This is a genomic window from uncultured Pseudoteredinibacter sp., assembly GCF_947502065.1.
In the GTDB taxonomy this organism is placed as follows: domain Bacteria; phylum Pseudomonadota; class Gammaproteobacteria; order Pseudomonadales; family Cellvibrionaceae; genus Pseudoteredinibacter.
In genome coordinates this window covers 257,092-270,720 of sequence record NZ_CANMYE010000005.1, presented here as the reverse complement: position 1 = coordinate 270,720, position 13,629 = coordinate 257,092, and the positions used below count along the sequence as shown (strand labels likewise).

General features: G+C 44.0%; 14 protein-coding genes. 8 read left to right on the top strand and 6 right to left on the bottom strand.

Annotated elements, in window-relative coordinates; genetic code table 11:
• Positions 1 to 14: 14 nt before the first annotated feature.
• From Q1A41_RS14585 to Q1A41_RS14565, 5 genes are all read right to left on the bottom strand, one after another.
• The gene (locus Q1A41_RS14585) at positions 15 to 983 is read right to left on the bottom strand and encodes a hypothetical protein (RefSeq protein WP_299980476.1); all 969 of its coding nucleotides are present in this window, start codon (positions 981 to 983) and stop codon (positions 15 to 17) included.
• A complete protein-coding gene (locus Q1A41_RS14580; RefSeq protein WP_299980474.1) occupies positions 983 to 2,146 on the bottom strand; it encodes a hypothetical protein in 1,164 nt (387 codons plus the stop codon). The genes Q1A41_RS14585 and Q1A41_RS14580 overlap by 1 nt, the downstream gene beginning before the upstream one ends.
• 847 nt (positions 2,147 to 2,993) lie before the next feature.
• A complete protein-coding gene (locus Q1A41_RS14575) occupies positions 2,994 to 3,806 on the bottom strand; it encodes a hypothetical protein (protein ID WP_299980472.1) in 813 nt (270 codons plus the stop codon).
• A gap of 70 nt (positions 3,807 to 3,876) precedes the next feature.
• Positions 3,877 to 4,545, bottom strand: coding sequence for a TetR/AcrR family transcriptional regulator (locus Q1A41_RS14570; protein ID WP_299980470.1), 669 nt, complete (start codon positions 4,543 to 4,545; stop codon positions 3,877 to 3,879).
• A gap of 44 nt (positions 4,546 to 4,589) precedes the next feature.
• On the bottom strand, positions 4,590 to 5,456 hold the full coding sequence (locus tag Q1A41_RS14565) for a TIGR04255 family protein (protein ID WP_299980468.1): 867 nt from the start codon (positions 5,454 to 5,456) through the stop codon (positions 4,590 to 4,592).
• Positions 5,457 to 5,722: 266 nt separating this feature from the next.
• On the opposite strand from Q1A41_RS14565, the gene Q1A41_RS14560 reads away from it, so the two are divergent.
• The 7 genes from Q1A41_RS14560 (at position 5,723) to Q1A41_RS14530 (ending at position 11,491) form a co-directional block, all read left to right on the top strand.
• A complete protein-coding gene (locus Q1A41_RS14560; protein ID WP_299980465.1) occupies positions 5,723 to 6,220 on the top strand; it encodes an ATP-binding protein in 498 nt (165 codons plus the stop codon).
• A 78-nt stretch (positions 6,221 to 6,298) separates the two neighbouring features.
• On the top strand, positions 6,299 to 8,320 hold the full coding sequence (rep, locus tag Q1A41_RS14555) for a DNA helicase Rep (RefSeq protein WP_299980696.1): 2,022 nt from the start codon (positions 6,299 to 6,301) through the stop codon (positions 8,318 to 8,320).
• Positions 8,321 to 8,428: 108 nt separating this feature from the next.
• Positions 8,429 to 8,809: a BlaI/MecI/CopY family transcriptional regulator gene (locus Q1A41_RS14550; RefSeq protein WP_299980463.1), complete on the top strand. Its 381-nt coding sequence runs from the start codon at positions 8,429 to 8,431 to the stop codon at positions 8,807 to 8,809.
• Between the two features lie 6 nt (positions 8,810 to 8,815).
• Entirely contained in the window at positions 8,816 to 9,802 is a 987-nt protein-coding gene (locus Q1A41_RS14545) for a M56 family metallopeptidase (RefSeq protein ID WP_299980461.1), read from the top strand.
• A gap of 105 nt (positions 9,803 to 9,907) precedes the next feature.
• A complete protein-coding gene (locus Q1A41_RS14540; protein WP_299980459.1) occupies positions 9,908 to 10,558 on the top strand; it encodes a HupE/UreJ family protein in 651 nt (216 codons plus the stop codon).
• A gap of 14 nt (positions 10,559 to 10,572) precedes the next feature.
• On the top strand, positions 10,573 to 11,094 hold the full coding sequence (locus Q1A41_RS14535) for a hypothetical protein (RefSeq protein WP_299980457.1): 522 nt from the start codon (positions 10,573 to 10,575) through the stop codon (positions 11,092 to 11,094).
• A gap of 67 nt (positions 11,095 to 11,161) precedes the next feature.
• Positions 11,162 to 11,491 carry a DUF6488 family protein gene (locus Q1A41_RS14530; RefSeq protein ID WP_299980455.1) on the top strand — a complete coding sequence of 110 codons (330 nt, stop codon included), beginning with the start codon at positions 11,162 to 11,164 and terminating at the stop codon, positions 11,489 to 11,491.
• Between the two features lie 529 nt (positions 11,492 to 12,020).
• Here the strand turns inward: Q1A41_RS14530 and Q1A41_RS14525 are convergent.
• The gene (locus Q1A41_RS14525) at positions 12,021 to 12,407 is read right to left on the bottom strand and encodes a c-type cytochrome (RefSeq protein WP_299771114.1); all 387 of its coding nucleotides are present in this window, start codon (positions 12,405 to 12,407) and stop codon (positions 12,021 to 12,023) included.
• Positions 12,408 to 12,708: 301 nt separating this feature from the next.
• Here Q1A41_RS14525 and Q1A41_RS14520 point away from each other — a divergent pair, with 301 nt between their 5' ends.
• On the top strand, positions 12,709 to 13,596 hold the full coding sequence (locus Q1A41_RS14520) for an AraC family transcriptional regulator (protein ID WP_299980453.1): 888 nt from the start codon (positions 12,709 to 12,711) through the stop codon (positions 13,594 to 13,596).
• Positions 13,597 to 13,629 lie beyond the last annotated feature (33 nt).

The window sequence follows — 13,629 nt, the reverse complement described above, 5'->3', positions numbered from 1 at the left end:
TACAACACTTCCAATTAGTATCCAGCTATACTTAAAACTTGGGCCTTGACATTTTCGTCTACCCCCAACTTATCAAGCTCTCGCATCAATTCACCCCTTTGACTCTTCCGCGCGCCAGCGCCAACTTCTACTTGTTTCTTGATTTCAAAACTATCTACCACCGGCAAGGCAAAGAGAAGTTTTGCCGTGTTAACATCGCTCTCTGTTAGATCATAAGCAACATCAGCATAGCAATCACCTAAAGGGACTTTGTAAAACCTCTTTGGAAAAGTATAAGACATCACACTATCTATGTTTTTATTTACCACTTTCATTCCCAATAGACTACCACTTAACACTGACACTTCCTTTTTTAAGTCCTCATCATCCCAGCCATACTTTTTCCTCACATATACTGACAATTTTTCCATCTCTAATTGTTTTTCACAGTTTAACCCTGGAGACTGGTGTTCATGATAAAACCCAAGCGCGTGACCAAATTCATGTAAAATCCAGCGCCGAGTTTCGGAATCTAGATTCCGGCCGACTAGGCGACCAAGAATCATCGTTTCATCAATAGGGCTAGAGTTTTCTGAATCCAGACCTATCTTCGAGTACAATTCGTTTTTTGAAAATGAAATCCTAATATCATCTAACTCACTTATTTTCTTCGAGCAGATGAAATCATTACCTTTAAAAGTGAAATTAATTGATGTGCCTTCTATTTCCCAAAGCCTAGCTACTTTTCGAATAAAGTTTTTTAACGAGTTGTTTCCTTTCTCCATAAAACACACACTAATTGGCTCTATTTGCCTTCTTAGCCATTTATCACGAAAAAAACCCTTTATTGACTCAGAGGATTTATTTGAGAAAATAAACTTGTAACCCTCATGATTCTCACCTTTTATTCCGTATATTTTCCTCGAATCTTCGACAATGTGACCGACCTCTCCACGACACCCTCGACATAAAACAATCAACAAAAATAGAATAAATTTTTTCATCACTCACAACTCAAAGAACTTCTATTCATGCAGATATTCACATCCTTGTCACCACCTAACGTCGTTAAAGATGAACAAGCTAAGTCAATTTTATTTTTGGCCAATCGGCACTGAGTCGTGCCCTTATTTGCAGAATCAAACTCAATTTTTGCGCTTTGCGCTGCAATCGTTGACTCTAAAATTTTAGTTGTATTATCCTCAGGAAATGCCTTAGCAGTTATCGCTTTTGATATTTTTGATTTATTATTTTCTAGAAAATTAGCCACAAATTTTGCCGCTTCACTAGGCTTATTTATTTGAACCATGCTAATCGCCACCCTAGAATCCATTAGGCCAGTATATCCGGTATGATTCTTACCAGCTATATTTTGAATGTAATACATCCACGACTCAGGGCTAATACCAATAGTTTTGTACAAACCGGACAAGTTAGTTGAGATATCCTCGTATTCCTTTCTAGTACCTTTTTCAACCCCCCCCAAATTAAGCACAAGACTTGACAAAGTAACTCCGTTCTCTGAAACTCCCGGCCCACTTACTGTGAGCGTATAGACTACATTTGATTTATTTTTTCCAGTTAAAAGCTTATCCACAAGCAAATATCGATCTTTAACTCTAAATGCGCTATCATCCTGAGCATTCACCAACTCAAACTCATACACAGAGTAAAAATCTCTTTCAGACTTAATAATTTTGGCATCAATCAAAATCTTATGCGCCAACTCTCTGGTGTCAACATTATTTCTTATTTGTGCCGGGCTTCTAGCAACAGTAACCTTTTGGTTCTTTGGTAGCGAAAAGTATCCATCAGGGCTAAAGTCAGTATTCGCTGTAACAACTGTTACACACTTGAATCTCGGATCAAATTCTGGATAACCGCCTTCATTAGAGGCGTATAGTGGAGCATAGAATTCCGATGCACTCTCCACCTTCTTTACCTCGCTTAACTTCTTCGCCACATATGAGATCCCATAGTCAAGAATATAGGGGAGCACTACAGAGGCCACACCTAAGCCAGCCTGCTGTTTAGCCAAATTCCGCGTCATTAAACATTGATCTGACAACAAGGCTATTGTCCTAGGAGATGACTTTGACTCTTTTGTAGGGGCATGACTACACGCCACCAAGGTAAGCATGAAAATAACCGATAATATAAATTTCATTTGACCATCCTTTTTAACTGTATAAAAAGACTAGGTCAATCATAAGACATCTAACACTCTTCAATGTCAATCTTCTCGCCACGCAATGCAATGACTATAACGACAAAATTTTCCACAATACGGAGACTCCTGATGGCGCTAAGCCCCGCACATTAAGTGAATTTTTTACACCTTAAATGTTTTTTACGCTTTTCTCTAATATCGAATAAATTGCAGGCGTAGCCAGATTAAACTTTTCAGCTTTCATAACGCCTCCGATGTACTCTGCTTAAAACAACATTTTTCAAATTCAACTGACACCATACAACCTGACGAGTTTAGAGCAATACCATACAATTAAATATTTATCAGCATGCCAATTCGAACTTACCAAGTTGGGTTTTCATTTGTCAGAATATTCACTTTTTTTGTACTCTCCGCTAAAAATCTGGCCCTAGTTAGACATAGAGTCCATTATCCTATGGTTTACACTAATATTATTAGCCGGCTGCTTCTGGGGGCAGCGCCATAGAAAATCAACAACAGTGTTATCATATTTGCTTATCCACTATTATCTCTTTCCATATAAGGCTAACCCATACAAACACCTAAAGCATTCACGAATAGCAAGAATTATGACTAAGACTATGTGCACTCACTAAAAACAAAAATGAACACCATTGACGCAATCGGAATTACTCTAAAATAGTGTTGTGCTATGCCTCAGTAGTAAAAAACGGACTGCCAGTCCTATTATTTCCAGAGTGGAAATCGACTCGTTAAGAAAATATACACATCAAAAAAAGAAAACTACTTCGCAAGCAAAGCAGGAAAGACCGAAAGTCCGGCGTGAACTCTTAGTTAGGCTTCAATCAGCATCTGGCCAACACATGTAGTCAAGCGTCAACTCTGACATGAGAATTTGATCCTCAGCGGTAAAATCCTCAGGGGGAACGACCAAATCTCTAGTAGGCAACCTAGACTGACCAAATTCAACATCTTCAACCTGCAGCATATGCAAATGATCACTTTCCTTGTGCACCTGCTTTAAAACCCCCATCAAAGCATCATGAAATGCCGAAACACCAGTTTCCTCCTTAGCCTTAAGAGACAAAACTATAGAGACCGAAACATAGTATCTAGGAGCATCTTCATCTAACGGGAACACGTACGCATACAAACCCAAAACGTGCTTATGATTCGCCTCTAGTGTTTGTCGCAACCCTGAATCTTCAGGGGCTAGCCTTGCTTGGATAAAGTCGGTATTAAACTTATGAGGCAGCGCCGCCCTGCTGTACCTATTTACACGCCACTTTTTAAGTATTGAAAGATTCTCTTCATCTAGATGCTCAATATGAAACTTGTCTAGACACTCTAATAGCTCAACTTTCGAGAGAACCCCAATTAATGAGACATGCAATACATAATGATCATCCCCATGCTTGATTCTTAGCTTTTTTACGTCTCTAACTTTTGAAATGCGGCTACTAGTTCTATCCCCTCCTTTCGGTATAGATAAAACCGCAACCTCTACCGTGGATTCCTGACCGTTAATATCACAATCTTGACTTAATATGACTAGTTTGTCTGTAGGCTTAAACGGCTTAGCCCTTTTACTAGGGTCCGCCCTATTCTCCCGAATGCTTTCTTTTATAGAGCAATTTTGATCCTTTAAAGTCAAAATAGCCCCTTGAGATACTCCATTACTCAACAACTCAGACGACATCTACCTTAATCTGCCAGCTAACGAGCTATGCAGGCCCCCCCAGCAATTTTTCCTTTTGCTGATACACAGATGGTACCGAACCACCATTCCCCCTCTCCCTGAGCCTTTTATCAACAAAAGAAACAAACTCGAGAAGCTCTTTCTCTGTGTAACCACCTGCTTTCAAAAACGACAATAACGTCTGCCCATCCACTAAAACATTCTTCAGTCCAGCAGAAATAGGACCTGCGCAGTGACGCTCAACGGCCAGCGCCATTTCATATAAATCCTTATAATGCCCCACCTTCTCGGATAGGTCACAGCTATTAGACATGTGGTTATAAAGCGTAGGCCTAGATACTCCAACCAGCTTAGCTACTTGGGCCGCAGTAAGACCAAAAACTCGCCTTACCACCTCAACCATCTCCGCAACATCAACCAACTGCTGCTCTTTTACCTCGACCACACTGTGGCGCTTTTTAGGAAGGCTATACTCAAGCTCATCCTGCGAAACCGAAACCTTAAGTACACCAGAAAAAGACTTTACTACCGCTTCAAACTCTCTGAGAAAAGAATCCACCGAATCATCATCAGAAAAGGTGCCCCCCCAAGTTTTTGGGGTGGGCGCCCGAGTACTTGGGACTGGCGCCCCATCACCCGAGGCAAGCGCCCGAGCATTATATAAGCCCGCATCATGGCCTGGTATTGCCCCCATAAAAGGGCCCCAACCGTTAGCTGTAGTTCTTTTAAGTACGGTACTCACTCCGCTACATACCTCCAATCTTCATCGCAAACATCCCTATTTATAGCCGCTTCAAAGCTATCCTTCACATGAACATGCAACTTACGGAAACACTCTTTAATATCGTGATCACCAACAAGCTCGCCACTCAACAAAGCTGCCGCCTGTGTTAGCAATAGCGCATAATGGCCGCGTTCAGATTTATACTCCCTAACATGAGGCAAAATAGTGAGAGGCATAACAAATGCGTCATCATCTTCGCCCATCTGCTCAGGCATAAATTTATTGACACCATGATTAGCAGGTAGCTGCTCCACCATGATATTAACCCTTGTTTGTAGATCGACCAACCTTATGGCTTGATTCTGGCCAAACTGAAGCTCATCTGAGCTATTTTCAACGTGCGCCAAAGGCAATATGGCATCTGGAGACTTAAAATAATCTTTAAGAGACCTATCACCAATAGGAACCACAACATCGACATAGCTGAGCTGACACTCCTTCAGCGACCTCATGCCGCTAATCTCAACGAGCTTACTAACCACTTCAATACACCTCAGGAATTCCTCAATAAATTCGCGATATTTGGTGTACTTAGTTACCCTATACTCAAAGCTATTTTGATCCAATATCAATGCTCGAGACTTATCTCTACTCATAAAGGCGTGACGAACATACGAGCTCTTCTTCACCTCAGCTTCAACAATGCCCGTCTCTCCATTGATATCTATTTGCGTTGCTACACTTTTTTCAAAGTGGACTAATTCCAACCCAAGCAGGCCCTGTTGTATTTGCGCTAATTGATCTTGGGTTAAATTTAACGGACTCAAAGACAGCTTAGCAGTTACATACACTAACGGAGCCGTCTCAAATCTCCCTGACATTTGACTCACCTTGCAATTTAGACATTTTACTAGACACTTTTTTAGACACTTTAACTCAATTAACTATCGACCAACAATCAGAATAATCAAACCAAGTCTCAATTAGCCACAAATTAACACAAAAAACTGTTCAAAATTCAAACAGAACAAACTCAAGAAAATCTATATATAGGGCAATTTAACCAGCCCAAGTACTACATGTAGATATAAATATAGTTTACAAATTATTTCGATATGTTATTCATACTTTACTTGAATTTAGTCAATTGATCTCAGCCATGAACCCATGCCCCTGCGGTTACTTCGGCAGTCGCCAACGCGCCTGTCGCTGCAGCCCAGAACAAGTGCAGCGCTATCGTTTGCGACTCTCTGGCCCACTATTGGATCGCATCGACCTACACATCCCCATGCAGACTATTAATAGTGATGAACTGCAAAACGCGCCGATTGGCGACAGTAGCCAGTTAATCCGCGAGCGGGTAATAGCCGCCCAAAAGAGGCAGCTACTCAGACAGCAAAAACTCAACGCCAACCTAAGCAATACCGAGCTGGATGAAATTTTGGCCAACAAGCTAGTCGCCAGCGCCGCAAGCCTTGAATTACTCGCAAAAGCCATGAGCCAACTGAAGTTTTCGGCGCGAGCTTACCACCGTATCTTAAAACTGGCCTTGAGCATTGCCGATTTGAGTGATGCCCAAACATTGGAGGCCAACCATATAAGTGAAGCTTTGAGCTATCGAGGCCTCGATCGAGATAGTCAGTAAATTCCTCTGACAATTGCCCATCTCATCGCTACAATAGGCGGCCATACACAACAGCTTGATTCACTCGTGTCCCATCTTATTCAACACCTTAATCCACGCCAGAAAGAGGCGGTGCTCTATATCGATGGCCCCACCTTGGTACTGGCCGGCGCCGGCAGTGGTAAAACCAGTGTAATTACCCGCAAGATTGCCTATTTGGTTGAGGAATGTGGCCTGGCGGCCCGCAATATTGCGGCCCTGACCTTTACCAATAAGGCGGCCCGGGAGATGAAAGAGCGGGTGAGCAGCTTGCTGCCCAAAGGAGCTGGCCGGGGCCTAACCGTATCGACCTTCCATAACCTAGGCCTGAATATTATTCGCCAAGAATGCAAAACCTTGGGTTATAAGCCGGGCTTTTCTATTTTTGATGCTGAAGATTCCCGCACCCTGCTAAAGGACCTAATGCTCAAAGAGGGCGATATTGATAGCGACCATTTGGATATGGTGCAAAACCAGATTTCTAACTGGAAGAACGATTTAGTTATCCCTGCTCACGCCAAGAGCAAAGCCCAAAGCAAAGGCGAAGAATTTATCGCCTATGTTTATGAGCGCTACACCCAAGCATTGAAAGCCTATAACGCGCTGGATTTTGATGATCTAATTCTGATCCCGGTGCAGTTGTTTCACAATGAGCCCGACATACTGCAACGCTGGCAAAAGAAAATACGCTACTTATTGGTGGATGAATATCAAGATACCAACTCCAGCCAGTACCTATTGGTAAAACAATTAGTCGGCGATCGCGGCAAGCTCACAGTAGTAGGTGATGACGACCAGTCGATTTATGCCTGGCGTGGTGCGCGCCCAGAAAACATGAGCATGCTGCAAAAAGATTATCCTAATTTGCACTTAATTAAGTTGGAGCAAAACTATCGCTCTACTCAACGCATTCTAAAAACTGCGAACCATCTAATTGCCCACAACCCCCATGATTTCGATAAGGCTTTGTGGAGCGATAAATCCTATGGCGAGCCCATTCGAATTATCCGCTGTGGTAATGAAGACCTTGAGTGCGAGCGGGTCGCCAATGAAATTATTACCCAGCGCTTGCAGCGGCAGATTCAATACAAAGATTTTGCCATACTCTATCGTGGTAACCATCAGGCTCGCCTAATGGAAATCAAACTGCAGCAGCACCAAATACCCTATTCCATGTCGGGCGGCACCTCTTTTTTCTCACGCACCGAAATTAAAGACATCATGGCCTATTTGAAGTTGATCGTGAATCCGGATGACGACAATGCCTTCTTGCGTATTGTGAACACCCCTCGCCGACAGATAGGCACAAGCACCCTAGAGGCTTTGGGGCGTTATGCCAGCGAACGCCATATCAGCTTATTCGCCGCGGTTGATGAAATGGGCCTAGCCCGTGAAATCCCTAAGCAGACCCTGGCAAGATTACTTCGTTTTCGCGAATGGGTTTTACATATCTCTGAGCAATGTGAGAACGCTAACCCGATTAACGCCCTCAGGGAAATGGTCAATGATATCGACTATGAAGGCTGGCTCGTTCAAAACGCCAGTAGCCCCAAAGTTGCCGAAAAGCGCATGGAGAATGTTTGGTATCTGATCGATTCCATTCGCAATTTACTGGAACGCCAGCAAACCGAAGACGATCTCAATGAGCAGGACATCGGCCTGGAAGCCGCGCTCAATAAATTGATTTTGCGCGATATGCTAGAGCGCAACGAGGAGGAGGAAGAGATGGACCAGGTGCAGATGATGACCCTGCACGCCTCTAAAGGCCTAGAGTTCCCCCATGTCTTTATGCTGGGCTTTGAAGAGGACATTTTGCCACACCGCACCAGTATTGAAGAAGACAATGTCGAGGAAGAGCGCCGACTTTGCTATGTGGGCATTACCCGCGCCCAAAAAACCCTCAGCATCACCATGGCTGCCAAGCGCAAGCAGTATGGTGAAATCATCGATACCAGTAACTCACGCTTTCTTGAAGAGCTACCTGAAGAAGAGATTGAAACAGAAGGCTTTGGCGATCATTGCCCGGTTCGCAACGAACAAAAAGGCCGCATGACCCTCGATAGCCTACTTGCCGACCTATAATTTCATTATCTAACCCTGTCACTTTATCTTAGCGAAATTAAAAACCGATTGCCTATCGGTTTTTAATCTGCCAGAATCGCCTCACCATTCAAGTTATAGCAATTGAAGATGCAACTAGGCGATTTAGAAAAACAAGTTTTACATACACTCTGGCAACAGGCGCCCGCCTCGGCCAAAGAGGTGTATGCCATTCTGAGCAAAAGCCGGGACGGTTCGCTCAATACTATTCAGAGCACCTTGGATCGCCTGTTTAAAAAAGAGCTGCTAAGCCGTACAAAAGAGGGGCATGCTTGGTATTACTCGCCGCGCATCGAGCGCCGTCAGATGATCGCTAAAATGATCAATCAGGCTACCGAGGAATTTGCCGAGCATCAGCAAAGCGGCCTTATTGCGGCCTTTGCATCTATGTCTGAAGAATTAGATGCAAAACAACTGGATGAGCTTGAAGCTATGATTCAAGAACGCCGCCAGGCATTAGAAGGGCGTTAAAATACTATGGCGAACACACTATTAAGCTTGTCTCACTTTAGCGGTGTGTTTTTACTAGCCTTGCTAGCAAGTCTTATTGTATTTAATGTTCTCGCCAGCCTTCTATCATTAGAGCTTGTGCAAAAAGCCTTTAATCAATGTCAGGCTAAATTGCGCTTAAAATTCCTAGGGCTGCTTGCTAGCACACCATTACTTATTGCCGCTCTTAGCACGGCTGCGGTTTGGGTCTTGGCCAATAAGCCCCAGTTATCTAACCGCTATCTGCACTGGCATCATGTCCCAGAGCAATTTAGCGGGCACAGTATTAGCGGATTCCTGTTTGGGGTTTTATTGATTGCTTTTATTGTTATCAAATTACGACGCTGGCAAAAAGCTCAAAAACAATTTGCACTGTTGTGTAAGAAGGATGAATACAATGAGAGGAATGAGCATAGCCCTCAATTGGAAACGACTCATACGGCCTCGCCCCAGCCTCTCGCTTTTAGCTTTGGATTGGCTAAAGACAGTTATTATATAAGCCCCAAACTAAAGCAATTACTTTCAAAAGAAGAGCTTCACATTGTAACAAGCCACGAGCAAGCACACTGTCAGTTTCGAGACCCAGCAAAGCTGTTTGCTTTTAAAGCGCTTATTCAACTTTACTTCTACCCCTTTCGCCAAAATTTACTCAGGCTCTATTTACTCGCCATGGAAGAGCGAGCTGATTTAGCCAGCCAATCTGCAGGCTGTAATCGCTTCGATATTGCCAGCACGTTAATCAAAGTCGCTCGCTTGCAGCAATTACAAAGCCAAGCAAACGCTAAAGCAATTGCAACTTGTGCTTTTAGTGATAGTTTTATCAAAGCAAGAGTAGAAGCCCTAAGCACGGAAAGAAAAACATCTCGATGGCTTAACGTCCTGTTGTTTCCGATGCTGGCTATCGCCATCATGATGATACTCTCTATCGATAGCGTGCATCATCTAAGCGAAAGCGCCCTGTTTTTCGTTTTATAAATTCACCCCAGCCAAACAGGTAATCATGTGATAGACAAAGAACAATTCACAACAAGAAAAAAACCGATTAACGATCGGCTTTTTGGCAGAATATTGTTTTTAGCCATGACAATATTATTCAGCGGCCTTGCCATTGCTCACGGAGTGGACGAGCAAACCCGTTTGTTTCTGCAAAGCAACACGGGTGCTAACTTCATACCCTTTATGTATATTGGCGCCAAGCACATGATCACTGGCTATGATCATTTGCTGTTTTTATGTGGGGTCATATTCTTTTTATTCCGCACCCGAGATATTTTAATCTACGTCAGCTTATTTACCTTAGGGCATAGCACGACACTACTGTTAGGCGTGCTAATGGAAGTGCAGCTAAATGCCTATCTTATCGATGCTGTCATCGCCTTATCCATCGTCTATAAAGGCTTTGATAACCTCGGTGGTTTTCGAAAACTTTTAGGCAAAAGCCCCAATAGCAAACTGGTGGTATTTATATTTGGTTTATTTCACGGCTTTGGCCTAGCCACCAAGCTGCAGGAGTTTCAATTACCCCAAGATGGGCTACTCAGCAATTTAATTGCTTTTAATGTGGGTGTAGAGCTGGGTCAGTTTGCCGCATTAGCGATGATTCTAATTGCGATTAGTGCTTGGCGTCGCCATAGCAGCTTTATGCGCTTCGCAACCGTAAGTAACACCTTATTGATGGGTTCCGGCTTTTTACTAATGGCCTTGCAACTCAGTTTGTACTTCCAGTCTTAAAGTAGGAATTTACCATGGAACAAAATTTATCCGGGCCAGCACTCATCAAAGCAACTCTGATTGCATTGCTTCTGGCCGCTATCGTCTTCGTTACTACCGTCATGCCAGCTGAATTTAACTCAGACCCAACTGGTATAGGAAAGGCTCTCGGCCTAACCGCTATCGCCGAAGCTGAAGAAGAAAACGAAGTGCAATACAGCGTAAGCAATGGCGAGCTTCGCGAGGACACCATTGAAATCATAGTGCCCGCAGGTAAAGGTATTGAATACAAATTATTTATGAATCAATTCCAAAAAGTCGAGTACGAATGGTTGAGCGTAGGCGATGCGCTTTACTTCGATTTACACGGTGAGCCAGAAGGAGATACCTCGGGATATTTTGAAAGCTACGCCATCGCCACTTTAGCTGAAATGAAAGGCAGCTTTACTGCACCATTCACAGGAACACATGGTTGGTATTTTAAAAACAGCAGCTCTGATGACATAGAAATATTGTTACAACTTAAAGGCCAATACAGTCTTGCTAACAAACCCTAAGCCCAACACACTAATTTTCATTTTAGAGACAAATATCTAACAAACTAAACCTACAAAAGGAACGACCATGAAAAAAATAATGACGGCCATGTTATTAACCATCTTAAGTTTTAACAGCCAATGGTTAGCGGCACACGCCGATCACGGTTTTATCAATGCCGGCCAAGCACAAGCCATTGCACTAAGCATGACCAAAAAGTTGAGCTTAAAAGATTTGGGTTACAATGTCGGAAAGCTCGATGCGAGCTGGCGTACAATTAGCAGCGAGAACATCACTGTTTTACCAAGTGATTCCGGCAAGCATCAAGTCAAAGTCGATAACCCAGAAAATAATAAGAGTATTATTGTTAGCATTTCAGCCACAGGGGATGTGCTAACAGTAAAAGCTGCCGAGTAATTTGATAAAATAACGGACTCGCAATAAAAAAGGCCTCATCAATTGAGGCCTTTTTTAGTTTGGCAGCAAAGCCAAAAAGAATTTGGTGGCCCTGAGCCCCACGGTGTAAGAGTTACAAAAGCAAACAACCTAGAATCTAAACGATAGCGCAACTGTTGGCTTGGGACATACCCTGCTCGGCCTTGAGTCACCGTGCGCTGTTTGGTTTTGTTCTTCTCTTTGTCACCTCTAGTGGAGCCCAAGGTCTGAGAATAAGCATACTCATTTCTTAATGGCTTTGCATGATTTTCCGCGACAAATGGCATCGATTTAACAACCGTTTTGGCCTAAGAACTTTAGTATTAAGAATAAGAAAGAATCAGTTTACATGGCGCCTAATCTTTACACTTAAAGTGAAAAATAGTTTTTAAAGCTAAGCACTTGTTAAACATAAAAAAAGCCGCATAAGAGCGGCTTTTTTGGCTTTTATATAAGGGAACTTTTTAAAACTCCCTTATCCCCTCAGTAAAACAAGGGGCGAAAATAGTAGTTACTTACTATTTTCTAGCATGTGGTCAACGGCGGCTTTTAGCTCGTCGTCAGAGCAATCCATGCACATACCCTTTGGTGGCATGATGCCGTTTAGGCCGTTGATTGCGCTACCGTACAGCACATCCATACCTTTAGAAATACGCGGCGCCCAAGCTGCAGCATCACCCAACTTAGGAGCACCTGATGCGCCAGTGGTATGACAGGCCATGCAGCTTGCGTTGTATACATCAGCGCCAGAACGAGGACCTGCAGCTACCGGGGCAGCAGGAGCGGCGGCACATGCTTCACCGGACATACAAACGTCGCCGATTGGCGCAATACGCGCTTTAACAGAATCATCTGCAGCGAAGACCGCAGCAGAAACTACAGCGGCAGCGGCCGCCATGGAAAACAGGCTAATTACTTTTTTCGCGTGACTCACGGTTTTGTCCTCTTTGGTTGCTCCGGATTTACCGGGCAGCTTGACTGTGCACATTTGCTATCAGGCGGGCACAATCCATTGGCTACGGCTATTGCAGCTGTTCGACCTTCTCGGCCAAATCTATACGGCTATCCACTGACAGCCTACAAAGCGTCGGCATTATAGCGCCTTGGCCCCTAAGTTGAAACTAAGAAGGCCTTAGGAATCATAAGGATAGCGCAATAATGTACAAAAACCGCCTAATCCGCTGTGTTAGACTGGCCAGATGAGCCGTGCAACTAAAGACAAAGCCCTTGAACAGGCCACCTATCACCACGCCCAGGAGCTGGGCGGGTTAGAGCTATTAAAAGCCAGCTATCAACAGCAGAACTTTAGTAAGCACACCCACGAAGGCTATACAGTCGGGGTCATTGAAAGCGGCGCCCAGCAATTTTATCGCACCGGTGATAATCATATTGCCCCCCAATACAGCATTATTCTGGTGAATGCCGACCAGGTTCACACCGGCTGCGCTGCCAGCCAAGGCGGCTGGTCTTATCGAGCTATCTACCCTACTCCCGAACAGTTTTTTAATAGGGGTAAGAATGGAGATAGCGATACAGGCATTTGCCCTGATGGCGCGCCTTATTTTCCCAATGCCGTAGTGGAAGACCCACAGATGGCCGGTATGCTTAGGCACAGCTTCAGTGTTCTAGAGCACTCCAATAATCGCCTGCTGCGCGAAAGCCTACTACTTAGTTGCCTACAACAGTTAGTGCAACGCCACAGCATGGCTAGGGGCACAGCACTTATCAGCCGCGATGCCAAACCGCAATTATTAAGGGCCAAGCAGTTACTTGATGATATACCCGAGTCGGATATCAGTTTAGAAGAGCTGGCCAAGTTGGCCGGGATTAGCCAGTACCACTTTATCCGCCAATTTCAAAAGCACTTTGAGCTCTCCCCACACGCTTATCAAATCCAAGCCCGCTTGCGTAAAGCTAAGCAGTTGATTCGCCATGGCCACAGTCTATCTAATGCCGCCCATGGTGCAGGGTTTCATGATCAAAGCCACTTTCATCGGCACTTTAAAGCCGCCATGGGAGTGACGCCCGGTCGCTTTGCCAAACAAATACGCAACAATCTACAAAACAGCACAATGCGCTCTCATTAAGCTGTTTTGAATTATTGATCAGGCCTTATATTT

Bases quoted from the DNA above. Each gene is read 5' to 3' on its own strand.
- Q1A41_RS14585 (WP_299980476.1), bottom strand. From the start codon at position 983: ATGAAAAAATTTATTCTATTTTTGTTGATTGTTTTATGTCGAGGGTGT.
- Q1A41_RS14580 (WP_299980474.1), bottom strand. From the start codon at position 2,146: ATGAAATTTATATTATCGGTTATTTTCATGCTTACCTTGGTGGCGTGT.
- Q1A41_RS14570 (WP_299980470.1), bottom strand. From the start codon at position 4,545: ATGGGGGCAATACCAGGCCATGATGCGGGCTTATATAATGCTCGGGCG.
- Q1A41_RS14565 (WP_299980468.1), bottom strand. From the start codon at position 5,456: ATGTCAGGGAGATTTGAGACGGCTCCGTTAGTGTATGTAACTGCTAAG.
- Q1A41_RS14550 (WP_299980463.1), top strand. From the start codon at position 8,429: ATGCAACTAGGCGATTTAGAAAAACAAGTTTTACATACACTCTGGCAA.
- Q1A41_RS14545 (WP_299980461.1), top strand. From the start codon at position 8,816: ATGGCGAACACACTATTAAGCTTGTCTCACTTTAGCGGTGTGTTTTTA.
- Q1A41_RS14540 (WP_299980459.1), top strand. From the start codon at position 9,908: ATGACAATATTATTCAGCGGCCTTGCCATTGCTCACGGAGTGGACGAG.
- Q1A41_RS14535 (WP_299980457.1), top strand. From the start codon at position 10,573: ATGGAACAAAATTTATCCGGGCCAGCACTCATCAAAGCAACTCTGATT.
- Q1A41_RS14530 (WP_299980455.1), top strand. From the start codon at position 11,162: ATGAAAAAAATAATGACGGCCATGTTATTAACCATCTTAAGTTTTAAC.
- Q1A41_RS14525 (WP_299771114.1), bottom strand. From the start codon at position 12,407: ATGGCGGCCGCTGCCGCTGTAGTTTCTGCTGCGGTCTTCGCTGCAGAT.
- Q1A41_RS14520 (WP_299980453.1), top strand. From the start codon at position 12,709: ATGAGCCGTGCAACTAAAGACAAAGCCCTTGAACAGGCCACCTATCAC.